This window comes from Roseovarius sp. MBR-154 (assembly GCF_053628595.1).
In genome coordinates, this window is the sequence record NZ_JBRJGR010000018.1 from 37,407 (window position 1) to 61,857 (window position 24,451).

Consider the following 24,451-nt stretch of genomic DNA (forward strand, 5'->3'; position numbering starts at 1 on the left):
GATCAAACAGGGTCAGGCACAGGGCCGGGCCGGTGATTTTAACTGAAAAGAGGCTGAAATGGCTGTTGAACGCACGCTGAGCATCATCAAACCCGACGCGACCAAGCGCAACCTGACCGGCAAGATCAATGCCAAGTTCGAGGAGGCCGGGCTGCGCATCATCGCGCAAAAGCGCATCCAGCTGACCCCGGCGCAGGCGGGGGTTTTCTACGAGGTGCACAAGGAACGGCCGTTCTATGGCGAGCTGTGCGAGTTCATGGCGTCCGGGCCGGTCGTGGTGCAGGTGCTCGAGGGCGACGGCGCGATTGCCAAGAACCGGGACGTGATGGGCGCGACCAACCCCGCCGATGCCGCACCGGGCACGATCCGCGCGGAATTTGCGGAATCGGTCGGCGAAAACTCGGTCCACGGCTCGGACGCGCCGGAGACGGCGGCCGCCGAGATCGCGTATTTCTTCTCGGGGCTCGAACTGGTCGGCTGAGCCTTGAGACGGACATGAAGAAAAGGCCGCAAACTTTTGGTTTTGCGGCCTTTTCCTTATCTAGATGCTGGCAAAGTCATAAAAGATCTGCTTGCTGACGTTGCGTGCGGGTCGGGGCCGTGCGGGCGCGTCTTTTGCCGCGCCTCTCGGGGGTGTTGCCTGTGGCATTTGCCTGCTCCTTTATGGGACAGGGCCACCGGCGGGACCGGCCCCTGCCTTGGTTAATTTGTTCATACTACCGGCGCACCGGGTCGCGGGCATGACGAAAACATGACGGTATCGCGGCACCTTAGCCGGTCATGTCGTCCACCACCGTGACGCCCGCACCGCTATAGCCGTCCATTGCCGCAAGCGCCCTGTTGAGACCCGAGAGCCCGATGCGGTGGGTGACAAGCTGCGCGGGATCGAGCCTGCCGGCGGCGATCATGTCGAAGAGCGCGGCGAAGCGGTCCGCGCCGATGCCGCGTGTGCCGTGCAGGGTGATCTGCCGGGCATAGACCAGATCGAGCAGCGGCAGATCGGGCGTCGCATGGGGGCCGAGCGGCATGCCGATCTGCACGTGACGCCCCATCTTTCGCAGGCTTTTCAGGGAGTTGTGGAAGGTCGTCGTGATCCCGAGCGCGTCGAGCGAGACATGCGCGCCGCCCTGTGTCATGTCGCGCACGGCGGCCCCCACATCCGGCACGTCGCTCGCGTTCAGGGTGGCGTTGGCGCCGAGGCTGCGGGCGAGGCTCAGCGCCTCGGGGTTGACGTCGACGGCCAGAACCTGGGCGCCGATGGCGGCCCCGATCATGATCGCCGAGAGGCCGACGCCGCCGCAGCCATGGACGACAAGCCATTCACCCGGTTGGGTTTGTGCCCGGTCCACCACGGCGCGGAACGAGGTGGTGACGCGGCAACCCATGCCGGCGGCGGCGGCGTAGTCCATCGCCTCGGGCAGGCGGACGAGGTTGAAATCGGCGCGCGGGATGGCGACGCGTTCGGCGAAGGCCCCCCATTGGCTGAAGCCGATCACCTGTTGGTGGTTGCAGATCGTCGGCTCTCCGCCCCGGCAATCGGGGCAGGTGCCGCAGCCGAGGATGAACGGGGCGGTGACCCGGTCGCCCACGGCGAAGGCGTGACATTCGGGTCCGGTTTCAAGGACATCGCCCGCGAACTCATGGCCCATGACATGCGGCAGTACCACGTCCGGATCGGCGCCTTTCCATGCGTGGTGATCCGAGCGGCAGACGCCGCAGGCGCGCACGGCGATGATCGCGCCGTCGCTGGGGCAGGCGGGATCGGGGACGTCGGTGATGGCGGTGGGGGTGTTGTAGCGGGAGAGGAGGGCTGCGCGCATCGGGCACCTTTGGCTGGAGTTTGGCGGAGCCTAGGATGGGGTGCGCGTGGCGGCAAGGCTTGATGCGGGGCTGCCGTGAGATGCGGACAGCCCCGGTGGCCTTCGAGGGATCAGGCGACCATGCGCTCGACCACCTCGCCAAAGGACGACGGCGTCGGGACGATGGTGACGCCGGCCTCGGAGAGGATCTCGACCTTTTCCTGCGCCGATTCGCCGAAAGCCGAGACGATGGCCCCGGCATGGCCCATACGCCGACCTTTGGGGGCGGAGAGACCGGCGATATAGGCCGCCACCGGTTTGGTCATCTGGTCGCGGATATAGGCGGCGGCTTCGGCCTCTTGCGGGCCGCCGATTTCACCGACCATGACCACGGCGTCGGTCTCGGGGTCATTCTCGAAGAGTTCGAGAATGTCGCGGAAGGAAGAGCCGTTGATCGGATCGCCGCCGATGCCCACGGAGGTGGACACACCGATGCCGCGCTCTTTCATCTGGCTGGCGGCCTCGTAGCCAAGCGTGCCCGACCGCCCGATGATGCCCACGCGCCCCGGTTTGTAGATATGCGGCGGCATGAGACCGGCGAAGGCCTGACCGGGGGTGATGATGCCCGCGCAGTTGGGGCCGATGAGGCGCATGCGGCGCTCGGCCTTGTAGCGGCGCATGTAGCGTTTGACCTTGATCATGTCGCTGGCGGGGATGCCGTCGGCGATGCAGACGCAGGTGCTGATGCCGGCATCTGCGGCCTCCATGATGCTGTCGGCGGCGAAGGGGGGCGGCACGAAGCAGATCACGAGATCGGCGCCGGTTTCGGCGACGGCCCCTTTGACGGTGTTGAAGACGGGCAGGCCGTTATGCGTGGTGCCGCCCTTGCCGGGGGTCACGCCGCCCACCACGTAGGTGCCGTGGTTGATCATGTCCTGCGTATGAAAGCTGCCGATGCGGCCGGTGAGGCCGGTCACGAGAACGCGGGTATTCTGATCTATGAGAATGGCCATCATGCGGCTCCCTTGGCGGAGGTTGTGTTGGTCTCGGACCAGGCGCGGACCACGAGGTCGGCGGCATCGGCCAGGGTTTCGGCGGTCAGGATCGGCAGACCGCTTTCGGCGATCAGGCGCTTGCCCTCTTCGACATTGGTGCCCGAGAGGCGCACCACGAGAGGCATGGTGAGTTCCAGTTCGCGGACGGCGCGGATCACGCCCTCGGCGATCCAGTCGCAGCGGTTGATGCCCGCAAAGATATTGACCAGGATCGCCTCGACATTCGGGTCGTTCAGCACCGCCTGAAACGACATCAGCACGCGCTCGGGGCTGGCGCCGCCGCCCACGTCGAGAAAGTTCGCAGGCTCGCCGCCCGCCATCTTGATCATGTCGAGCGTGGCCATGGCGAGGCCCGCGCCGTTGACGATGCAGCCGATCTCGCCCTCGAGCCCGATATAGTTGAGGCCGCGATCAGAGGCGAAGGTCTCGCGCGGGTCTTCCTGGCTCTTGTCGCGCAGTTCCGACAGCTCGGGGCGGCGAAAGAGCGCGTTGTCGTCAAAGCTGACCTTGGCGTCGAGCGCCATGATCTCGCCCGCGCCGGTGACGACGAGGGGGTTGATCTCGACCATGTTGGCGTCGGTCTCCTCCATCATCTTGTAACAGCCGATGATGGTCTTGACCGCCTGCGGAATGAGGGCGGCGTCGAGCCCCAGCGAAAAGGCGATCTCGCGGGCCTGAAAGCTTTGCATGCCAACCGCCGGATCGACCACCGAGCGGATGATCGAATCGGGTTCCTGCGAGGAGATTTCCTCGATTTCCATGCCGCCCTGACCGGAGGCCACGACGACGACGCGCTCTTCCTTGCGGTCCATCACGAAGCCCAGATAGATCTCCTGCGCGATGTCGGTGGCCTCTTCGATATAGAGACGGCTGACCATCTTGCCTTGCGGGCCGGTCTGGTGGGTGACCAGCGTGCGGCCGAGCATCCAGCCTGCTGCCTCGCTGATTTCCTTTTCGGATTTGCAGATCTTGACGCCGCCCGCCTTGCCGCGTGCGCCGGAATGGATCTGGGCCTTGACCACCCATTTGTCGCCCGACAGTTCCGAGGCGCGATAGACCGCCTGTTCGGGGCTGTAGGCGATGCCGCCGCGCGGCACCTGCACGCCGAAGCGCTTGAGCAGGTCCTTGGCCTGAAACTCGTGGATATCCATTTGATTTCCCTCCCTTTATCCCTTGGCGGCTATGGCGTCGGCGACGCTGAGCACGTTGTTGGCCATCCGCTCTGACGCCGCATCGATCATCTTGCCGTCGAGGCTGGCGGCGCCCTTGCCCTGGGCTGCGGCGGTCTTGAGTTCCTCGATGATGCGGCGGGCGCGGGTCACCTCGGCCTCGGGCGGCGAGAAAACCTCGTTCGCCAGTGCGATCTGGCTGGGGTGGATGGCCCATTTCCCCTCGATGCCCAAGGCGGCAGCGCGTTTGGCGCTGAGCGTGTAGCCGTCGGGATCAGAGAAGTCGCCGAACGGCCCGTCGATGGCGCGCAGGCCGTAGGCGCGGCAGGCGACGGTCATGCGGCTGAGGGCGAAGTGCCATTGGTCGCCGGGGTAATCGGGGTTGAGGCCCCCGATCACCACGGTGCGGGCGCGGTTCGAGGCGGCATAGTCGGCGACGCCGAAATGCAATGCCTCAAGGCGACCGGGGGCGGCGGCGATCGCTTCGACATTGGCCATGCCGAGAGCGGTCTCGATCAGTGCCTCAAGGCCGATCTGGTGGGTGAAGCCCATGGCCTCTTCGATCTGGCTGACCATGGTTTCCACGGTATAGAGATCGGCGGGGACGCCCACCTTGGGCACGAGGATGGTGTCGAGATGCTGGCCTGCCTGTTCCACGATCTCGACCACGTCGCGATACATGTAATGGGTATCGAGCCCGTTGATGCGGATCGAGGTGGTCTTGCCCTTGGCCTTCCAGTCGATGTCATTGAGCGCCTGAATGATATTGGCTCGGGCCTGAACCTTGTCGGGCGGGGCCACGGCATCTTCGAGATCGAAGAAGATGACATCGACGTCCGACTCGGCAGCCTTTTCTATCATCGCGGGGTTGGAGCCGGGCACAGCGAGTTCGGAGCGTTGCAGGCGTTGCTTTTTCAGCGGGTGCAGGGTGTAGCTCATGGGGTCGGTCCTCTCACGCGGCGCGCGCGGCTGCGGTGCGGGTCTGCACCGGGGGGGTGGTCATGCGAAACGCCTCTTGCGCCGCGGCGACACCCTGACCGGGGGTGATGGCCGCGCCTGCGTCGCAGAGCGCCATTTCCGCCGCCGACAGCGCGCCGCAGAGCATCACCGGGTTGAGTGAGCCGAGATGCCCGATGCGGAAGGCGCGACCGGCGAGTTTTGCGAGGCCGGAGCCGAGCGAGGTCTGGTACTTGTGATAGGCGGTCTCGATCACCGTGCGGGCGTCGATGCCGTCGGGGGCATAGATCGCCGACACGGTGTCGGAGTGCCATTCGGGCGCGTCGGCCACGAGGCGGCAGCCCTGCCATTCGGCGACAGCAGCGCGCACGCCCGAGGCGAGGCGGTGGTGCCGGTCCCATCCGCTTTCCATGCCCGCATCGAGCAGCATGTCGAGCGAGACGCGCAGGCCGCGCAGCAGTTGGGTGGGGGGCGTGTAGGGGAAATAGCCGGTGTCGTTGAGGCGGATCATGTCGGCAAAGCTGAAATAGCAGCGCGGCATATTGGCGCGCTCATGGGCGGCGAGGGCCTTTTCGCTGACCGCGAGCAGGCCGAGACCGGCGGGCAGCATCAGGCCCTTTTGGGAGCCTGCGACGGCGAGGTCGACGCCCCAATCCTCCATCTCGAACTCGATTGAGCCGATGGAGCTGACGCCGTCGACGAAGAGGAGGGCCGGGTGATCGGTGGCGTCGAGCGCGGCGCGGATGGCGGCGATGTTGGAGGTGACGCCGGTGGCGGTCTCGTTATGGGTGGCGAAGACGGCCTTGATCGCGTGGCCGGTATCGGCGGCGAGGCGGGCGGCGTAATCCTCGACCGGAACGCCCTTGCCCCAATCGACGTCGATCACGTCGATCTCGAGGCCGAGACGCTCGGCCATATCCACCCAAAGCATTGAAAACTGGCCGAAACGCGACATCAGCACGCGGTCGCCGGGGTTGAGCGTGTTGGAGATTGCAGCCTCCCACGCGCCGGTGCCGGAGCCGGGGAAGATGAAGACGCGGCCGGTTTCGGTGCGGAACACCTTTTTCAGATCGGCGAGCAGCGGCAGGATGAAATCGCCGAAATCCGGCGCGCGCATGTCCTCCATCGGCACGTTCATCGCGCGACGCACCTCTTCGGGGATATTGGTGGGGCCGGGGATGAATAGATGGGTGTTGCCGTTCATGGGGTCCTCCTCTCAGGTTGCCCCCTTATCGGTGCTGCGGGGCCATCCGGTAACGCCCGCGCGCATGGAAATGCGCGGCCATGCGGGGGGTGTCGTGCCCCGGCGGGTAGGGGTGCCCTACCCGGGGAGGTATTCGCGGCATGCGGTTGCATGCTGAAAAATCGTTTGATTTCAGGGTGTTCATTGGTCTTACTTGTTGCCTACGGAGGAGGAGACCGTGCGCGACATGACAGAGGCGACCGCTCAGGACGTGGAACAGGGTCTGCCCGAGGTGATCGTGGCCGACCGGCAATTGATCGTCTGTCAGGGGCTGGGGTCGCTGGTGGCGCAGATGGCGCAGGTGCGGCTAGGCTCATTCGCGACTGATCTGGCGAGCCTGCGAAAAGCCTTGGGCGCGCGGCACGGTCCTGCCATCGTGGTGCTGGGCGTGCGGCTGGCGGATGCTGATCTGGGCCGGGTGCTGGAGACGCTGCGCCGCGATCATCCGCGTGTCATGGTGGTGGTGGTGGCCGAGGAAAGCGAGTTTGCCTTTATCCGCACGGCGGTGAAGGCGGGGGCGCATTCGGTCTGCATGATGGGACAGGTGCTGACCAGTCTGCCGCGCATTCTGGGGAACCTGGTGGAGGGGCACAGCCTGCTGCCGGTGGAGATCCTCAAGCGGTTGATGGGCGAGCAGGGGGATAGCCTGACCCGGCGCGAGCATGAGATCCTGGGGCTGCTGGTCGATGGTCTGACGAATTTCCAGATCTCAGCGCGGCTGGGGCTGTCGGAGAATACGGTGAAATATTACCTCAAGGCGATCTACCAGAAACTCGACGTCAATTCGCGCGGCGGCGCGATTGCGAAATACGTGGCAGGCACCTATTAGGTTGCGCCCTTGGGTTTCACGACAAAGCGGGTATGATCGCCGCCATGGTAGGACGGATCATTCAGACTGAACAGGACGTGGCGGAGGGTGCGGCGCATCTCGTGCGCATCTGCCCAAGCATGGCGCGGGCCTATGAAGAGACCGGCGCACTGCCCCTGCGGCGCAGCGAGGACGGGTTTACCCGGCTGTTGAGCGCGATTGTCAGCCAGCAGGTGAGCGTTGCCTCGGCCAATGCGATCTGGGGTCGGGTCGAGGCGGCGGGCTTTGCCGATGCCGAGACAATACGCCGCGTCGGCGATGACGATCTGCGCGCCGTCGGCCTGAGCCGTCAGAAGGCGCGCTATGCAAGGGCGCTGGCGGAGGCGGAAATCGACTATGCCGCGTTGCGCCATGCCCCTTACGACGAGGTGATCGCCACGCTGACGGACGTGCCCGGCATCGGTGTCTGGACGGCGGAGATCTACGCGATGTTCAGCCTTGGGCGGGCGGATGTGTTCGCGCCGGGCGATCTGGCGCTGCAGGAGGCGGCACGGATTCTCTACGATCTGCCGGAGCGGCCCAAGCCCCGCGCCTTTCGCGAGATGTCGCTTGCGTGGTCGCCGTGGCGGTCGGTTGCGGCGCGGCTGCTCTGGGCCTATTACCGGGTGGCCAAGGACAGGGAAGGGATCAGATGACACGGGTATTGACGGCAGGCCGCAGGGAGCCCGTGTCGGGCGAGACCCGCTCGGCGGTGGTGTTCCTGCACGGCTACGGGGCCAATGGCGCGGATTTGCTGGGGTTGGCGGACCCGTTGGGCGAGCATCTGCCCGATACGCTGTTTGTCGCGCCCGACGCGCCGGAGAGCATTCCGGGCATGCCGATGGGGCTGCAATGGTTTCCGATCCCCTGGATCGACAATTCCAGCGAGGAAGAGGCCGAGCGCGGATTGATTGCGGCGGCGCAGGATCTCGATGCCTTTCTCGATGCGCTGATGGTGGATGAAGATTTGCTGCCCGAACAGGTGGTGCTGTTCGGCTTTTCGCAGGGCACGATGATGGCGCTGCATGTGGCCCCGCGCCGCGAGGATGCAGTGGCGGGGATCGTGGCGTTTTCCGGCCGCCTGATGTCGCCGGACCTGCTGGCCGACGAGACCCGCAGCCGCCCGCCGGTTCTGCTGGTGCATGGCGACGCGGATGACGTGGTGCCGGTGCAATCCTTGCCGCAGGCGGCGGAGGCCTTGCAGGAGGCGGGCTGGAAAGACGTCTATGCCCATATCATGAAGGGCACCGCGCATGGCATTGCACCCGACGGGCTGTCGGTGGCGCTGGCGTTCATGCGCGACAAGCTGGGCCTCTGAGGGCGGGCCGCAAATTGCCCCGCATGTGCCATATTGCGATCATCCGCGCGGGCTAGGCGCGGGGGATGGATCGGATATCGTCAGATAGCGGCTTGTCGCATCGCGCGCTCTGGCTGGGGGCACTCTTCGTGGCTGAGATGGCGGTGATGGTGGCCGCCTTTCAGATGTTCAGCGATATCGAATGCCGCGCCACCGAGATCGAGACCGCCTGTCGCGGGTTGCGCTGGCTGGCGCTCTGGCTGGTTTGCGCGGTCTCGTTGCTCGGGGTCTATCTCTGGGCGCGGCCCGAGGCGCGGGCGGAGTTTCTGCAGATGAGCGTCGCCGCGCCGGGGGCGCGGGGCTGGGCGATGCTGCACGCAGGCGGGCTGTCGCTCTCGCTGGTGCCGCTCGCGCTGGTGCCCGAGAGCGGCATCAATCCGGTGTTCCACCTGATCTTTCCGGTGCTTTGCCTTGGCGCGGGAATGGCGGCGACGGGCGGTCTGTTCTGGCTGGCGCCGCCGGCGGCCTGGGCCGGGTGGCTCAGGGGGCGGGTCGCGTCGATTGGTGCGATCTGCGGGTTTGCCGCGGCCATTCCCGGGGTCGTGGTGCTGGCCGGGCCACTCTGGACGGTGCAGGCGCTGACCGATGTGACCTTCATCGCGGTGTTCGTGATGTTGCGGCTGTTTTCAGATGCGGTCGTGGTCAATCCGGATCGCTACATCATCGGCACGGACGGGTTTCTGGTTGAGGTGGCCGATAGCTGTTCGGGGATCGAGGGGCTGGTGCTGATCAGCGCCTTTCTGGTGCTTTACGTGGTGCTGTTTCGCGATGAGTTGCGGCTGCGGCGGTTCGGGCTGGTGATCTGGCCGCTGGCGCTGCTGGCAAGCTGGGTGTTCAATACCGTGCGGATCACCGCGCTGATCCTGATTGGCGCGCATGTCTCGCCGGAACTGGCGGTCAACGGGTTTCACAGTTTCGCGGGCTGGATCATGTTCACCGGGCTGGCGGTGGGGGTGCTGATCGTGGTCAACCGCAGCCGCTATGCCTTGCAGGATGCGGCGGTGCCACGGGCGCGCGGCGACACGCCGCCGCTGGCACAGGATGACGTGGCGGGGCGGATCGTGCCGTTCATCGTGTTTGCCCTGTCGGGGATGATCGTGCAGGCGTTCTGGGCCGAGCCCGCATTGGGGTATCCGCTTCAGGTGGCGTTGATGCTGGCCGCGCTGTGGTGGGCGCGGGCGACGGTGGTGCGTTATCTGGACCGGCCGTCGCCGCTGGCGGTGCTGGTCGGGCTGGGGGTCGGGTTGGTATGGATCGTCACGGCACCCGCTGCGGAGCCGATGCCCGAGGCGCTGGCGGGGTTGGGCGCGGCGGCCTTTGCGCTGTGGGCCGGGCTGCGTATCTTTGGCACGGTGGCACTGGTGCCGGTGATCGAGGAGATGATCTTTCGCGGTTACGTGCAGGCCCGGATCGACCGGGGCACGCCGCTGAGCCGCTTGGCGGCGATCACGGTTTCGGCGGGATTGTTCGCGCTGGTGCATGGCCGCTGGATCGAGGCGGCACTGGCGGGGGTGGTGTTTTCACTGCTCTCCATGCGCCATGGGCGGCTGGCCGATGCCATTGTCGCCCATGCGAGTGCCAATGCGCTGATTGCTGCTGTCGCCCTTTGGCGTGGCGATTGGGCGCTGATCTGAGGGTCTGAACCCTCTGAACCCTCAGCCGCGCGCGCGACGGCGGCGTTTGATTTCCCATGCCAGAACGAGCGCCGCGAGAACAACAGCGATGGCGAGCGTTCCGCTGGCGGCGTCCATTTCAGGCACAGAGGATGCCGCCCCGCCGTCGTCGTGACCCGAGCCGCTGCCGTATCTGTCAAAGAACCAGTTCCACATCGTTAAAACTCCCCAGTGTCGATGCCTTGTAATCTTCACGCACTATGCGAACACACAATCGCCGCTTTTCTGCCGCATTTCAAGCCCGCTGCGAGATTGGGCTGGTAATGGAAACGAAGCGGAATGCCGTCGCGGGATTGTTTCAGGAAACAAGCCGATTTTCCCGCAGCGGGTCCGCGTGACCGGCCCCGGGGCGCGCGACTCACTCTGCCGCGCGCAGCGGTGGCTTGGGGTTACGCTCGTCCAGGACGCGCCTGAGGTCATCGAGATGCGGGGCTTCGGTGGTCTCTTCCTCGACATAGCCCGCGTGCGGCGCGCTCTCATCCGGCCAGACCAGTTCGGTGCCGGTCGCGCGCCGGGCGGCGCGGTGCAGCGCCCAATCGCGCGCTGCGCGGCTGGAGCGGCCCATCGACAGCATCGCCATCAGCCGCGAGGCCCAGAGCACATAGGTCGTGGCCCAGACCCGGAGTGCCAGCATCGCCGGGGTGAAGATCAGCGTCAGCACCGTTGCGATGCCGAGGCCGAACACCACCGCCGTCGCCAGTTGCTTCCACCAGAGCGCGGTCGGGCTGTCGAAGGCGTAGCCGCCGTTGAAGAAATCGAGGCTGAGGCCGAACATCATCGGCGCAAGCCCGGCCATGGTGGTGATCGTGGTCAGAAGCACCGGGCGAATGCGGTCCTGCGCGGTGCGGGTGATCGCGGAAATCCGCGGCATGTAGCGCGCGTAATCCTGATAGGTGTCGATCAGAACGATGTTGTTGTTCACCACGATCCCCGCGAGCGCGACGATGCCGGTGCCGGTCATGATGATGGAAAACGGCTGATTCATCACCAGCATGCCGATCAGCACGCCGGTGGTGGAGAGGATCACCGCGAGCAGGACCAGAACTGCGTTATAGACGCTGTTGAACTGTGCGAGCAGGATGATGAACATCAAGCCGAGCGCACCCGCGAAGGCCTTTTGCAGGAAAGCACCCGATTCCTCCTGATCTTCGGCGTCGCCGGTCCATTCATAGCTGATGCCCGCAGGCAGCACGCCCGATGTGAGCCATTCGGTCAGTTGCGCGATGCGTTCGTTTGCGGTGATCGGCACGGTGGTTTCTGTTCCGTCGGCGCCGGTCACGCTGTGGGTCAGCCCGTCTTCCACCGCCGCCTTGACGTCGAAGAACCGGGTCTGGTCGATGCGGTCGATCTGCGCCAGTTGCTGCACCGGTTCGCGGGTGATGAAATTCGACAGCGGCACCAGCCCGTCCTCGGTGCGCACCTTGAGGTTGTCGAGGGTCGAGAGCACGCGGTCCTTTTCGGGCAGGCGCACGCGGATCTCGATTTCCTCGTCGCTGCTGTCGACGCGCATGGTGTCGAGCAGGATGCCGCGCGTGACAAGCTGCACCATCGCGCCGACGGTGGCCACATCGGCACCAAAGCGGCCGGCCTTTTCGACATCAACGTCGATCTGCCAGTCGATGCCGGGCAGGGGCAGCGTGTCCTCGATCTGGCGCAGGCCGCGGGTCTCTTCGAATTGCGAGCGGGCCTTGCGGGTAAAGGCTTGCAGCGCCTCCCAGTCATCGCCCTTGAGGCGCAGATGCACCGGCTTGGCCGAGGCCGGGCCGCGCGCCTGCGCGAGGATCTCGATCTTGATGCCGGGGAGCTGTTCGAGTTGGGCGGTGAGATCGTCGATCACCGCGTCGCCGTCATAGGCGGGGGCGACCACGTCGCGCTGGACCGCGACATCCAGGATCGGGATGGTGAACCATGTCTCCTTGGCCTGCGGGCGATCCTCCCACGGGATGGTTTCAAGCTGTACCTGACCGATGGTGTCGCGCGGCGGCTGCGCGCCGCCGGTGTTGTTGTCGAGGCCGCCATCCCCGGCAAAGGCAAAGGCGGTCTGCACCCCGGGATGGGCGCGCACGATGTCCTCGACCTGCTTGACGAGTTGGTCCTTCTGGTCGATCGACAGGTTGCCGCGCCCGCGCACATAGACGATGGCCTGTTCGGGTTCGCTGTCGACGAAGAATTCCGTGCCGTTGTTGTTGTTCATGTAGAACATCAGCACCGAGCCCACGAAGACGAAGATCGCGCCGAAGGCGACAAGTGGCATCACCGGGTTGCCGGTGATCGCGTGGATCAGCCATCCGAAGGCGGAGCGGCGATAGCCCGCGCGCACCCGCGCGCGGCGGCGCGGCAGGAGGGCGCGGGAAATGCGGCGCAGCAGGTTGCCGCAGCGGCGCGGGATCGCCATCAGCCCCAGCAGCGTGGTCAGAACGCTGGCCACGCCAAGGCCGATCAGCGCCACTACCCCCAGAACCAGGCCGAAGACCGTCGCCAGCACCGGCACAACCGAGCCGAGGATGTCGCCCCCGTCCATGCCGGCGAATTGCGCGGTGATCTGATCGAAGAGCAGCGGCGCGGCCTGAGCGGCGAGATAGCCAGCCCCGAGCGCCAGCGGAAAGAGCAGCACATGCCAGAGCCAGAAGCCGCCCGCGATCTGGTCCATCCGGTCGTTGAACCAGCGCTCCAGCCGCCCGGTGACACCACCCAGAACCGGCAGGTACACGAGCGCCACCAGAAGCGAGGCCGAGAGCACGAAGATCAGCGTGACCGGCAGCATGCCCATGAATTCGCCCGGAATACCGGGCCAAAAGAGCATCGGCAGGAAGGCGCAGAGCGTGGTGGCGGTGGAGCTGACCACCGGCCAGAACATCCGCTTGGCGGCCCCCACATAGGCGTGCATCGGGCCTTCGCCCTCGGATATCCGCTTGTCGGCGTATTCAACCACGACGATCGCGCCATCGACCAGCATGCCGACGGCGAGAATGAGCCCGAACATCACGATATTGGAGATCGCCACGCCCATCACGGCCAGCATCGCGAAGGTGAGCAGGAACGAGGTCGGGATCGCGAAGCCGACCAGCAGCGCCGGGCGGATGCCCAGGGCCGCGAGCGTGACGATCATCACCAGCGCGATGGCGGTCAGCACCGAGCCTTCGAGCTGCGTGACCATCGATTCCACCGTGCGCGACTGGTCGTTCGAGGTGCCCATGTTGACGGCGACCTGCAGTTCCTCGGGCCAGCGGCTCTCGGCTTCGGCCACCACCTCGCGCACCAGATCGGCGGTGTCGATGATGTTGAAGCCCTTGCGTTTGACCACCTGTAACGCCACGGTCGTCTCGCCGTTGAAGCGCGCGGTGCCGAGCCGGTCCTCGAAGGTGAGGTTGATCGTGGCCAGATCGCCGAGCGTGACGATGCGGTCGCCATTGGTCTTGATCGGCAATTCGTAGATGTCGCGGGTTTCCTCGAAGGACGATGGGATCTTGACCGCGAAGCTGCCCTGCGCGGTCTCGACCTCGCCCGCCGCGATGAGCTGGTTGTTGTTCCGCACCACGTTGATCAGCTCAAGCGCGGTGACGTTGTAGGCCTCGAGCCGCAGCGGGTCGATCACCACCTCGACCATCTCTTCGCGGTTGCCCGCGATGCCAGCCTCCAGCACCGGTTCCAGCCCTTCGAGCGTGTCCTGAAGATCGCGCGCCAGCCGCGACATGGTGCGTTCCGGCACCGGGCCGGAGAGGTTGACGATGATGATCGGGAATTCGCTGAAATTCACCTCGTTGATGGTGTATTTCTCGAACCCATCAGGAAATTCCGCCTCGGCGGTGTCCATCGCGTCGCGCACATCGGCGAGGGTCTTGGTCTTGTCCCAGCCGAATTCGAATTCGAGCGCCACGCCGCCGAAATTCTCGGCAGCGGTGCCGGTCATGGTCTTGAGCCCGTCGAGATCGCTGAGTTCGGTCTCCATAGGCTTGACAAGCAGTTTCTCGCTGTCTTCGGCGGAGATGCCGGGGAAGGGGACGGTGATGAAGAGCGCGGGCACCTCGATATCGGGCTCGCCCTCCTTGGGCAGGCCCATGTAGGAGAGCGTGCCGGCAAGGATCGACAGCAGGATGAACGCCAGCACCATCCGCGCCCGGGCGGCGGCCCAGTCGACGATTCCGGTCATTGGCCAAGCTCCTGATAGGAGGGCTGCACCGGCACGCCGTCGCTGACGTATTCCTGGCCGATCACGATCACCTCGGCGGTGTCGGGCAGGCCGGTCAGCCAGACGCCGGTGGGCGTGTCGCGCAGCAGCGTGACCGGCACGAAGTGCGCGCGGCTGTCTTCGTCCACGACACGCAGGCCGAGCGTGCCCTCGTCATTGAGCGTGAGCGCCGATTGCGGCAGCAGATGCGCGGCCTTGCCCTCGGCGCTGATGCTGATCTCGGCGGTTTCGCCGTCGCGCAGGCTGAGGTCGGGGTTGGGCACCTCGATCTCGACCCGGAAGGTGCGGGTGGTGTCGTCGGCGGCGCGCGACAGGAAGCTGACCTTGCCCTCCACCTCCTGGCCCGAGGCGGTGCGCGCGGTGGCGGAGGCGCCGCGCTCGACCCGCGCGACCTGCATTTCCGACACGAACCCCACCAGCGTGATCGGGTCGAGTTGCAGCACCGTCGCACAAAGCGCGCCGGGTTGCAGCAGGCTGCCCAACTCGGCGGTGTCGGTTTCCAGCACGCCGGAGAACGGGGCCTCGATGGTGAGCCGTTTGATTTCCTGCTCGGCGCGGGCCACGGCGGCGTGCGCCGAGTCGATGCCCGCGCGGGCGGCCTCGAGCCCGGAGGTGGCCGATTGCACTGCGGCCTGTGCCGAACTGACAGCGGCGCGGGTATTGGCCACGCGGGTCTGCGAGGCAAAGCCCGAGCCGACGAGGTTCTCGGCGGCGTTGTAGTTGATTTCGGCCTCTTCGAGCTGTGCGCGGGCCTCGTCGACGCGCGCCTCGGCCTCGGGCACACGGGTCTTGGCCTCGGCCAGCCGCGCGCGCGCCTCCTGCAGCACGGCTTCGCGCTCGGCGGGGTCGAGACGGCAGAGCAGGTCGCCGCGATCCACGAAGGCCCCCTTGCGCAGCGGTTCGGAAGTCACCAGTCCGGAGGTTTCGGAGCGCAGCTCGACGATGCGGTCGGCCTCGGTGCGGCCGCGCAGGATCACGGCGCTGTCGACCTCGCGTGCCTCGGAGCGTTGCACGACCACGCGCATCGCGGTGTCGTCCGATGGCGCCGATTCGCCCGGCGTGGTTTGCGGGTTGTCCGCCTCTGACGTCTCGGGCGTGGGCTGCGGCAAAAGCGCCAGCAGTCGGTCACGTTCAAAAACAAAGGCATAAATCAGCGCGGAGACCAGCACGGCGATCAGAATGGGAACCAGGCGCATGAGTGAGCTTTCAATACTTCTGACAATGGTCGACACGCCACATTGCGCATCACGCCGTCACGAGCATGATACGCTGAACTGACCGGTTCAGATTAATCTTTTACGCGTCCCGCTGCAAGCCTCGCGGAGGCGGCATGCCGCCGCCCCTTGGCAGGGGGCGGGCTTCGGGTTAAGAGGAGCGAACATTCCGCAAGGGGGCAGGGCGTGAGCGATACCGACAGTTTCATCGAGGAAGTCACCGAAGAGGTGCGGCGCGACCGGCTGTTCCGGCTGATGCGGCGCTATGGCTGGATTGCCGTTCTGGCGATCCTGCTGCTGGTCGGTGGGGCCGCGTGGAACGAGTGGCGCAAGGCGCAGGCGCGCGCAACTGCACAGGCGTTCGGCGACAGCATTCTGTCGGCGCTGTCGGAAGAGGAGCGCGCGGCGCGCGCGGCGGCGCTGGCAGATGTCGAGGCACCCAACCCCGAAGCGGCAGCGGTGGTTGATCTGCTGGCTGCCGCCGAGGGCGCGGAACAGGAGCCGGAGGCCGCGGCGGCGCGACTGCTGGAGATTGCCGATCGCGAGGCCACCTTGCCGGTCTATCGTCAGATTGCCACGCTAAAGGCGGTGACGCTGCCGGGCGCCGGGCTCGAGCCCGAGACCCGCCGCGCGCGGTTGGAGGGGCTGGTGTCAGCGGGCGGCACGGTGCGGCTTCTGGCCGAGGAGCAACTGGCGCTGATCGCGCTTGAGACCGGCGACCGGGCGGCGGCGCTAGAGACGCTGGCGCGCATCGCGCAGGATGCCGAGGCGACAGCGGGCTTGCGTCGGCGCGTGTCACAAGTGATTGTGGCTTTGGGAGAAGAGCCGCCGGACACGCCGATGCGCGCGCCCGACGCGGCCGACGTGCTGCAATAGGCGCCCTGCCGGGGCGGAACGCACGAGGCGACGAATGAGGGCGATGCAGTGACGGCGAAAACGGTTATCCTGGGGGTGGCGACGGCGCTTGCCCTGACGGCCTGTTCCAAGGAAGAGGCGATCCTGAGCGGTGAACGCGAGGGCATTCGCGAGGTTCTGCAGAGCGAGGTGCGGCGGGCGCAGGCGGCGGAAACCCCGGAGAACCAGGTCGTGCCGGTGGATTTGCCGCCCGCGACGATGAATGCGGACTGGACGCAGCGTATCGGCACGCCCGCGACGCGGGCCGCGCATCCGGCGCTCTCGGCCACGCCAGAGCTGGCCTGGTCGGTCAATATCGGCGCGGGCGACAGCCGCCGCAAGCGGATCACCGCTGATCCGGTGGTGGCGGGCGGGCGGATTTTCACCCTGGATGCGCAGGCGCAGGTCACGGCGGTCTCGACCAACGGCGAGGTGCTGTGGAGCGCCGATCTGACCCCGCCCGCCGACAGTTCCAATCAGGCCAGTGGCGGCGGGCTTGCCTATGGCGATGGCAAGCTCTTCGTGTCCTCGGCCTTTGGCTTTCTCGCCGCGCTCGACCCGGAGACCGGCACGCAGATCTGGCAGCAGGATCTGGATGCGCCGACCACGGCGGCCCCCACGGTTTACGATGGCCGGGTCTATGTGGTGGCGGGCGACGATGTGGCCTGGGTGCTCGATACCGCGACCGGGCGGGTCGACTGGCAGTTGAGCGCCACGCCCGACATTCACAATGTGCTTGGCGGCCCCGCCCCCGCGCTGACCGAGAAATACGCCGTCTTCGCCTTTGGCGCGGGCGAGTTGCAGGGGGCGTTCCGTCAGGGCGGACTGCGGCTCTGGGATGCGCAGATTGCCGGGCAGCGGCTCGGCCTGGCGAGTGCGCGGGTTGTGGACATCACCGGCGATCCGGTGGTGGTCGGCGACCAAGTCTTTGCCGGTAGCCATGCCGGTCGCATGGTCGCGCTGCGGCTTGGCAGCGGCAACCGTATCTGGACCGCCAACGAGGGCCCGCTCAACCCGGTCTGGCCAGCGGGCGAGTCGCTTTTCATGGTCACCGACCGCAACGAGCTGGTTCGGCTCTCGGCGCAGGACGGCACGCGGATCTGGGGCCATGAACTGCCGCTCTTCGAGGCGCGCAGACCCAAGCGGCAGGCGGCGATCGTCGGGCATTTCGGGCCCATGATCGCGGGCGGACAGCTGGTCCTTGCCTCGGGTGATGGGCAATTGCGGTTCTTCGAACCGGCCTCGGGTCAGCTGATCCGCAGCGTCGAATTGCCGGGCGGGGCCACCTCCAATCCGGTGGTTGCGGGCGGCACGCTTTATGTCGTGTCGAAAAAGGGTCAGTTGCTGGCTTTCCGTTGACCGCGCGATCCTGTATCAGACCGGCTTGACCCCGGAGCGGAGCCTGATCCCATGTCTTTCACCCTCGCCATCGTGGGACGCCCCAATGTGGGCAAGTCCACGCTCTTCAACCGCCTTGTGGGCAAGCGCCTGGCGCTGGTCGATGACCAGCCCGGCGTGACCCGCGACCTGCGCGAGGGGGCGGCGCGACTGGGCGATCTGCGCTTTACCGTGGTCGACACGGCGGGGCTGGAGGATGCCACCGATGACAGCCTTGAAGGCCGGATGCGGCGGCTGACCGAGCGGGCGGTGGAGATGGCCGATGTCTGCCTCTTCGTGATCGACGCGCGCACCGGGGTGACGCCGGTGGACGAAATCTTTGCCGAGATCCTGCGCAAGCGGTCCGATCACGTGATCCTTGCGGCGAACAAGGCCGAGGGCTCTGCCGCCGATGCCGGGGTGATCGAGGCCTGGGGGCTGGGGCTGGGCGAGCCCATTCGGCTGTCGGCGGAGCATGGCGAGGGGCTGAATGATCTTTATGCGCAGTTGCAGCCGCTGGCCGATGCCTATGAGGAACGCGCCGAGGCTGAGGCCCCGGTCACCGATATCGAGGTGACGGAAGAGGGCGAGACGCCCGCGCAGCCCGACCATACGCCCACCACCGCGCGCCCCTTGCAGGTGGCTGTGGTGGGGCGGCCCAATGCCGGGAAATCCACCCTGATCAACACCATACTGGGCGAAGAGCGGCTGCTGACCGGACCCGAGGCGGGGATCACCCGCGATGCGATCTCGCTTGCGCTCGACTGGGACGGGCTGCCGGTGCGAATCTTCGACACGGCGGGCATGCGCAAGAAGGCGCGGGTGCAGGACAAGCTGGAAAAGCTGTCGGTGTCAGATGGGCTGCGGGCGGTGAAATTCGCCGAGGTTGTGGTGGTTCTGCTCGATGCCGCCATTCCCTTCGAGCAGCAGGATCTGCGCATCGCCGATCTGGCCGAGCGCGAGGGGCGCGCGGTGGTGGTGGCGGTCAACAAGTGGGACGTGGAGCCCGAGAAGCAGCAGAAACTGCGCGATCTGCGCGAGGCGTTCGAGCGGCTTTTGCCGCAGCTGCGCGGCGCGCCACTGGTGACGGTATCGGCCAAGACCGGAAAGGGCCTCGACCGGCTGCGCGCGGCGGTGCAAAAGGCGCATGAGGTGTGGAACCGGCGGATCACCACGGCGCAGCTCAATCGCTGGCTGACGGGCATGCTGGAACAGCACCCGCCCCCCGCGCCGGGCGGGCGCCGGATCAAGCTGCGCTACATGACGCAGGCCAAGACGCGGCCCCCCGGTTTCGTGGTGATGTGCAGCCATCCCGACAAGCTGCCGGAAAGCTATACGCGCTATCTGGTGAACGGGTTGCGCGAGGATTTCGACATGCCGGGCACGCCCATTCGCCTCTATATGCGCAGCCAATCCGACAAGAACCCCTACAAGTCGAAGAAAAAGCCGGGGCCGTCGAGCCTGCGCAAGCATATCTCGGGGCGGTCGTCGAAATAGCGGGCGACATGCGAGGCCTCTGATCGCACCCGGGACGGCTGGCGCCGGGCGACCGCGATGCGTGCGAAAGCGCAGGAAACGGGTCGCTCGGCCGCGTGCGACAATGACAGAACTCTGCCTGAACAGCCCCGAGGGGCGACCTGGAGGATTGTCGATGCCGCCCCCACCTTTTGCCAAAAGATCCATGACCCTGTCGGAATGGACCATGTTGCTGGGTCTTGCCGCCGTGTGGGGCGGGTCGTTCTTTTTCAACGATGTCGCGGTGCGCGAATTGCCGGTGTTCACCGTGGTCGTATCCCGCGTTGCGCTGGCGGCGATCATCCTGCTCGCCATCCTGCGCCTGAGGGGCGAGCGCCTGCCGCGCGCGCCGCGCATCTGGGCGGCGTTCTTCGGTATGGGAGTGCTGAACAATGCCATTCCCTTCTCGCTGATCGTTTGGGGGCAGCAGCATATCGCGTCGGGCGTGGCGTCGATCCTGAACGCATCGACGCCGCTTTTCACCGTCCTGCTGGCGCATGTCCTGACCCGCGACGAGCGCATGACCGGAGGCAAGATCCTGGGCGTTGTGATCGGCTTTGCCGGGGTTGCCACGATGATCGGCACGGCGGCATTGCGTGATCTCGGGGTACATGTCACCGCGCAGCTCATGTGTCTTGGCGGGGCTGTCTCTTATGCCTGTGCCGGGATTTACGGGCGCAGGTTCCGGGCGATGGGGCTAAGCCCGATCAGCACGGCAACCGGTCACGTCGTGGCGTCGAGCGTGCTTTTGCTGCCGGTGATGATGGTTCTGGATCAGCCCTGGACCCTGCCGGTGCCAAGCCCGGCGGCGATCGGTGCCTTGATCGGCGTGGCGGCGCTGTCGACGGCCTTCGCCTATGTGCTCTATTTCCGCATTCTTGCCACGGCGGGCGCGACAAATCTGCTGCTGGTGACCTTTCTGGTGCCGGTCAGTGCGATTCTGCTAGGCCTTTTGTTTCTCGGCGAGGTTCTGCTGCTGCGGCATGTATTGGGGATGGTGCTGATCGGCGCGGGTCTGGTGGCGATTGACGGGCGGTTGTGGCGTGCTGTGCGGGGCGTGGTGTTGCGGGGAATAGGTGCGTGGAGGATATTCCACTAAATGGAACGATTATTAGTAAAATATGTAATTTTTCAAAGTAATGACGTCAGCTATCTCCGGGGAGACCATGAGTCCAAACCGGAGATATGCCATGTCCTTTTTTCTGCTCCTGCCACCCGTTCTTCTGCTCGGGGGGGCCGTCTACTGCCTCGTCCGTCCTGTGCGCCGTCCGCGCCTGCCGGAAGGGGCGGCGCTGGCGGCGCTGGCGATCATGGGCGCGGCGCTGGTGCATCTTCTGGCGTCGGGGCCGGGCACGCTGGCGCTCGGGTCCGAGGCGGCGGGGCTGTCGCTGCGGCTTGATGCGGTCAGCGTGACGATGGGGCTGCTGGTCAGCTTCGTGGGCTGGATCGTGATGCGCTATGCGCGCAGTTATCTTGATGGTGAGCCGCGCGAGGCGCTGTTTCACGCGCTGATGCTGGCCACGCTGGCCATGGTGCTGCTGGTGGTGCTGTCGGGCGGGCTGGCGCTGATGATCCTGGCCTTCGGCGCGGTCGGGCTGGGGCTGCGGCACCTCTTGCTGTTCTACCCCGAACGGCCCGAGGCGCGGCGCGCGGCGGCCAAGTTCACGCTGGTCTGGGGCGCGGGTGATCTGGCGCTGATCGGGGCGGCGGGGCTCTTTTGGCTGGCCTTCGGCACGCTCGATCTGGACGGTATCGGTATGGCGGCGCAATCGGGCCTGCCGCTGGCGGGGCAGGGGGCGGTGGCGCTGCTGGTCATCGCCGCGGCGCTCAAGACAGCGGCCTTCCCGCTGCATGGCTGGTTGACCGAGGTGATGGAAGCCCCGACGCCGGTCTCGGCCCTGCTGCATGCCGGGATCATCAATTCCGGCGGGTTGATCCTGATCCGGCTGGCCGAGGCGGTGCAGGCCAGCCCCGGCGCGATGGCCGCATTGGTGATGCTGGGCGGGCTGACGGCGATCTTCGGCGCGGTGGTGATGCTGACCCAAAGTGCGATCAAGACCGCACTGGCGTGGTCGACGGTGGCGCAGATGGGATTTTTGCTGCTGCAATGCGGGCTGGGCCTGTGGCCGCTGGCGCTTCTGCATATCGTGGCGCATTCGCTCTACAAGGCGCATGGCTTTCTCGCCTCGGGCGGGGCGGTGCGCGCGGTGGCCGAGATCCGGCGGCCCGGCCCGGTGGCGGTGCCCGACCTCAAGGCGGTGGCGCGGGCCTTTGCCCTGGCGCTCTTGCTTTACGGCATGGTGGCGGCGGGCTTTGCCCTGATGATCGGGCCGAAATCGGCGCAGGCACTGGCGCTCGGCACGATCCTGATTTTCGGGGTGGCCTATCTGGTGGCGCAGGGGCTGGCCGATGCAGCACCGTCAGAGTTGACCAAGCGCACGGCGCGGGCCTCGGTGGCCGCGACGCTGGCCTATTTCACCTTCCAGATCATCGCGGGCGCGCTTTGGGGTGCGAACCTGCCCGCGCCGCCGGTGCCCGGTGCGCTGGAATGGGCGCTGATCGTGCTGGCGCTGATGTCCTTCGGCCTTGTCGCGGTGGCGCAGGCGCTCTTTTCGCTCTGGGCGCATCACCCGGCGAGTGCCGGGTGGCGCGTCCATCTGGCCAATGGCCTTTACCTCAACACGCTGCTGGATCGTCTGATCGGCGGGCTGCGCGTCACACATCCCTCCAACCGGACCTGAGAAGGAGCACGAGCCATGTTTCTCAAGCATACTGAAATTGCCCCGGACCGCATCGCCGACCTGCTGAGCGCGGCGGAGGGGGCGGCGCGTGCCCTGCCGCCCGCCTTTCCGCTGGAGGCGACCGTCGCGGTCAATCCTTTCCTCGGTCAGACAGGTGAGGATCTGGCCACCGCCTCGGCCCGGCTGGCGCGGGTGGGGGGCGTGCGCCTGACGCGGGCGCGCGCGGGTTATGCCGCCATGCTGGCGCGGGGCAAAATGACCGAAGACGATCTGGCTGCCGCGCTTTACGCCAGCCAATCGCCGGTCAAGCCGGTCGATCTGGCCTATCTCAAGGCGCGGATCACCGGCCCAAGTGCGGAGCCGCGGGCGCTGCCGACCGTGGCCGATCTTGCCGCGCAAGCGGATGGCACTGACTGGCCTGCGATCTTCGGGCGCAGTTTCGGCCTTTGGGCCGGGGGGCATTTCGACCGGGGGCAGGCGCTCTGGACACCCGCGCCGGGGCGGGGCGCCTTTGCCGCCTGGCGCGAATGGGCGATGCATGACCTGACCCCCGAAATCGCCGGGCTGACGGGCTTTTGCGCGCATGTCACCGAGGCGCCGGACACTGCCGACCGCGCCATCCTGCGCGCCTGCGAGCGGCTGGGGATCAGCGAGACGGCGGCCGAGACGGCCTTTCACCGGCTTTACATGGATATGGCGGGATGGGCGCAGCATGCCCGGTGGCTCTTGTGGCAGGCGGAGGCGGAGGGGGAAAGCGATCACACGCTGACCGACCTGCTGGCGATCCGGCTGATCTGGGAAGAGGCGATTTTCGCGCAGGTGCCGGGCGTGGCTGGGCCCTGGGCCGAGACGGTGGCGGCGCATGAGGCACCTGTCGTGCCCTCGCCCGATCAGGTGATCGACAGCATTTTGCAGGACGCCGCCGAGCGCGCCTATCAGCGGCGTCTGGCGGCGGATCTGCGCAGGCCCGCGCCGGTGGCTGCACGGCCTGTGCTGCAGGCGGCGTTCTGTATCGACGTGCGCTCCGAGGTGTTCCGCCGCGCGCTTGAAAGCCTCGATCCGGGGGTGGAGACGATTGGCTTTACCGGGTTCTTCGGCCTGCCGGTGGCGTATTGCGCGCAGGGCTCGGACGTGGTCGAGGCGCATCTGCCGGTGCTTCTGCAACCCGCTTTGACCGCGACGAGCCATGCTGCGCCCGAGGTCGAGCAGTCGGCGCGGATCAGAGCGCGCGCCACCCGTGCCTGGGGCCGGTTCCGGCAGGCGGCGGTGTCGTCCTTTGCCTTTGTAGAGGCGGCAGGGCTGTTCTACGGGGCCAAGCTGGTCAAGGATGCGCTTGGGCTGACCGGGACCGCGCCCGCCGACGGCCCGACCCCCCGGCTCGACCCGGCGCTTGACGCCGCGGCGAAGGCCGAGACCGCGGCCAAGGTGCTGCGCGCCATGGGGCTTGCCAAGGGGCATGCGCGGCTGGTGCTGCTCCTGGGCCACGGTGCGCAGGTGACGAATAATCCGCATGAGAGCGCCTATCATTGCGGCGCTTGCGGCGGCCATACTGGCGAGGTGTCGGCGCGGCTGTTGGCGCAATTGCTGAACGACCCCGAGACCCGGGCGGGCCTGCCCGCGCAGGGCATCGAGGTGCCGCAGGACACGCAGTTCATGGCCGGGCTGCATGACACCACGCGGGACGAGGTGACGCTTTACCCCGACAGCGCCGCGCCGGAGCATGCCGAGAACATCAGGAAGGCCGGTGCCTGGCTGGCGCGGGCGGGTGCGCTGGCGCGGGGCGAGCGCGCGCTGAGCCTGCCGGGGGCCATGGCGCGGACCATGGCGGCGCGGTCCTCGGACTGGGCGGAACCGCGCCCTGAATGGGGACTGGCGGGCTGTGCCTCGTTCATAGCGGCGCCGCGTGCGGTGACCTCGGGGGTGGATTTAGCTGGGCGCACGTTCCTGCACAGTTATGACTGGCGGGCGGATGAGCGTTTTGCCACGCTGGAGCTGATCCTGACCGCGCCGGTTGTCGTGGCAAGCTGGATCAGCCTGCAATATTACGGGTCGAGCGTCGCCCCGGCGCAGTTTGGCGGGGGCAACAAGCTGATCCATAATGTCACCGGCGGGATCGGGGTGGTGCAGGGCAATGGCGGTCTGTTGCGTCCCGGCCTGCCGTGGCAGGCGGTGCATGATGGCGCGGCACTGCGGCACGAGCCGCTGCGGCTGACGGTGCTGATCGAGGCACCGAAAGAGGCGATTTCGGATGTCTTGCGGCGGCATGACGGGGTGCGTGCCCTGTTCGACAATGGCTGGCTGCACCTGCTTGCGCTTGAAGAGGGGCAGGTGGCGGGGCGTTACCGGCCCGGTCTGGAATGGGAGGTGCTGGCCGAATGACCCCCGATTGAAATCCCGCCCCGCCGGGCCATCTGTTCAGCC

19 protein-coding genes are annotated in these 24,451 nt (G+C 66.7%); 11 read left to right on the forward strand and 8 right to left on the reverse strand.

What is annotated here, in order from left to right:
- The first annotated feature begins 58 nt into the window (after window positions 1–58).
- Entirely contained in the window at window positions 59–481 is a 423-nt protein-coding gene (ndk, locus tag ACSSV4_RS17640) for a nucleoside-diphosphate kinase (protein WP_454276402.1), read from the forward strand.
- A 289-nt stretch (window positions 482–770) separates the two neighbouring features.
- Here ndk and ACSSV4_RS17645 read toward each other — a convergent pair whose 3' ends face one another.
- From ACSSV4_RS17645 to ACSSV4_RS17665, 5 genes are all read right to left on the reverse strand, one after another.
- Window positions 771–1,820: a zinc-dependent alcohol dehydrogenase family protein gene (locus ACSSV4_RS17645; protein ID WP_454276403.1), complete on the reverse strand. Its 1,050-nt coding sequence runs from the start codon at window positions 1,818–1,820 to the stop codon at window positions 771–773.
- A gap of 110 nt (window positions 1,821–1,930) precedes the next feature.
- On the reverse strand, window positions 1,931–2,812 hold the full coding sequence (gene sucD, locus ACSSV4_RS17650; RefSeq protein ID WP_454276404.1) for a succinate--CoA ligase subunit alpha: 882 nt from the start codon (window positions 2,810–2,812) through the stop codon (window positions 1,931–1,933).
- Entirely contained in the window at window positions 2,812–4,005 is a 1,194-nt protein-coding gene (locus ACSSV4_RS17655) for a malate--CoA ligase subunit beta (RefSeq protein WP_454276405.1), read from the reverse strand. The genes sucD and ACSSV4_RS17655 overlap by 1 nt, the downstream gene beginning before the upstream one ends.
- 15 nt (window positions 4,006–4,020) lie before the next feature.
- Complete coding sequence (locus tag ACSSV4_RS17660; RefSeq protein ID WP_454276407.1) at window positions 4,021–4,962, reverse strand: HpcH/HpaI aldolase/citrate lyase family protein; 942 nt, start codon at window positions 4,960–4,962, stop codon at window positions 4,021–4,023.
- A gap of 13 nt (window positions 4,963–4,975) precedes the next feature.
- The gene (locus ACSSV4_RS17665) at window positions 4,976–6,184 is read right to left on the reverse strand and encodes a pyridoxal-phosphate-dependent aminotransferase family protein (protein WP_454276408.1); all 1,209 of its coding nucleotides are present in this window, start codon (window positions 6,182–6,184) and stop codon (window positions 4,976–4,978) included.
- A gap of 226 nt (window positions 6,185–6,410) precedes the next feature.
- On the opposite strand from ACSSV4_RS17665, the gene ACSSV4_RS17670 reads away from it, so the two are divergent.
- From ACSSV4_RS17670 to xrtE, 4 genes are all read left to right on the forward strand, one after another.
- Window positions 6,411–7,052, forward strand: coding sequence for a LuxR C-terminal-related transcriptional regulator (locus ACSSV4_RS17670; protein ID WP_454276450.1), 642 nt, complete (start codon window positions 6,411–6,413; stop codon window positions 7,050–7,052).
- A 44-nt stretch (window positions 7,053–7,096) separates the two neighbouring features.
- Window positions 7,097–7,726, forward strand: a complete 630-nt coding sequence (locus tag ACSSV4_RS17675) for a DNA-3-methyladenine glycosylase family protein (protein WP_454276409.1) — start codon at window positions 7,097–7,099, stop codon at window positions 7,724–7,726.
- Window positions 7,723–8,388, forward strand: a complete 666-nt coding sequence (locus ACSSV4_RS17680; protein ID WP_454276410.1) for an alpha/beta hydrolase — start codon at window positions 7,723–7,725, stop codon at window positions 8,386–8,388. Before ACSSV4_RS17675 ends, ACSSV4_RS17680 begins: the two co-directional genes overlap by 4 nt.
- Window positions 8,389–8,453: 65 nt before the next feature.
- Window positions 8,454–10,061, forward strand: a complete 1,608-nt coding sequence (gene xrtE, locus ACSSV4_RS17685) for an exosortase E/protease, VPEID-CTERM system (protein ID WP_454276411.1) — start codon at window positions 8,454–8,456, stop codon at window positions 10,059–10,061.
- Window positions 10,062–10,082: 21 nt separating this feature from the next.
- Here the strand turns inward: xrtE and ACSSV4_RS17690 are convergent, their stop codons facing one another.
- The 3 genes from ACSSV4_RS17690 to ACSSV4_RS17700 all read right to left on the reverse strand — a co-directional run bounded on the left by ACSSV4_RS17690 (window position 10,083) and on the right by ACSSV4_RS17700 (window position 15,485).
- Entirely contained in the window at window positions 10,083–10,256 is a 174-nt protein-coding gene (locus tag ACSSV4_RS17690) for a VPEID-CTERM sorting domain-containing protein (protein ID WP_454276412.1), read from the reverse strand.
- Window positions 10,257–10,458: 202 nt separating this feature from the next.
- Complete coding sequence (locus ACSSV4_RS17695; protein ID WP_454276413.1) at window positions 10,459–14,250, reverse strand: efflux RND transporter permease subunit; 3,792 nt, start codon at window positions 14,248–14,250, stop codon at window positions 10,459–10,461.
- Window positions 14,247–15,485, reverse strand: coding sequence for an efflux RND transporter periplasmic adaptor subunit (locus ACSSV4_RS17700; protein ID WP_454276414.1), 1,239 nt, complete (start codon window positions 15,483–15,485; stop codon window positions 14,247–14,249). The genes ACSSV4_RS17695 and ACSSV4_RS17700 overlap by 4 nt, the downstream gene beginning before the upstream one ends.
- 204 nt (window positions 15,486–15,689) lie before the next feature.
- On the opposite strand from ACSSV4_RS17700, the gene ACSSV4_RS17705 reads away from it, so the two are divergent.
- From ACSSV4_RS17705 to ACSSV4_RS17730, 6 genes are all read left to right on the forward strand, one after another.
- Complete coding sequence (locus tag ACSSV4_RS17705) at window positions 15,690–16,379, forward strand: tetratricopeptide repeat protein (protein WP_454276415.1); 690 nt, start codon at window positions 15,690–15,692, stop codon at window positions 16,377–16,379.
- A gap of 48 nt (window positions 16,380–16,427) precedes the next feature.
- On the forward strand, window positions 16,428–17,756 hold the full coding sequence (locus ACSSV4_RS17710; RefSeq protein ID WP_454276416.1) for an outer membrane protein assembly factor BamB family protein: 1,329 nt from the start codon (window positions 16,428–16,430) through the stop codon (window positions 17,754–17,756).
- A 51-nt stretch (window positions 17,757–17,807) separates the two neighbouring features.
- Entirely contained in the window at window positions 17,808–19,271 is a 1,464-nt protein-coding gene (der, locus tag ACSSV4_RS17715) for a ribosome biogenesis GTPase Der (RefSeq protein ID WP_454276417.1), read from the forward strand.
- A gap of 184 nt (window positions 19,272–19,455) precedes the next feature.
- On the forward strand, window positions 19,456–20,388 hold the full coding sequence (locus tag ACSSV4_RS17720; protein ID WP_454276418.1) for a DMT family transporter: 933 nt from the start codon (window positions 19,456–19,458) through the stop codon (window positions 20,386–20,388).
- A 91-nt stretch (window positions 20,389–20,479) separates the two neighbouring features.
- Window positions 20,480–22,030: a proton-conducting transporter transmembrane domain-containing protein gene (locus tag ACSSV4_RS17725; RefSeq protein WP_454276419.1), complete on the forward strand. Its 1,551-nt coding sequence runs from the start codon at window positions 20,480–20,482 to the stop codon at window positions 22,028–22,030.
- 15 nt (window positions 22,031–22,045) lie between these two features.
- Window positions 22,046–24,409 (forward strand): YbcC family protein, encoded by a 2,364-nt coding sequence (locus ACSSV4_RS17730; RefSeq protein ID WP_454276420.1) that lies wholly within the window; start codon window positions 22,046–22,048, stop codon window positions 24,407–24,409.
- Window positions 24,410–24,451: the final 42 nt, after the last annotated feature.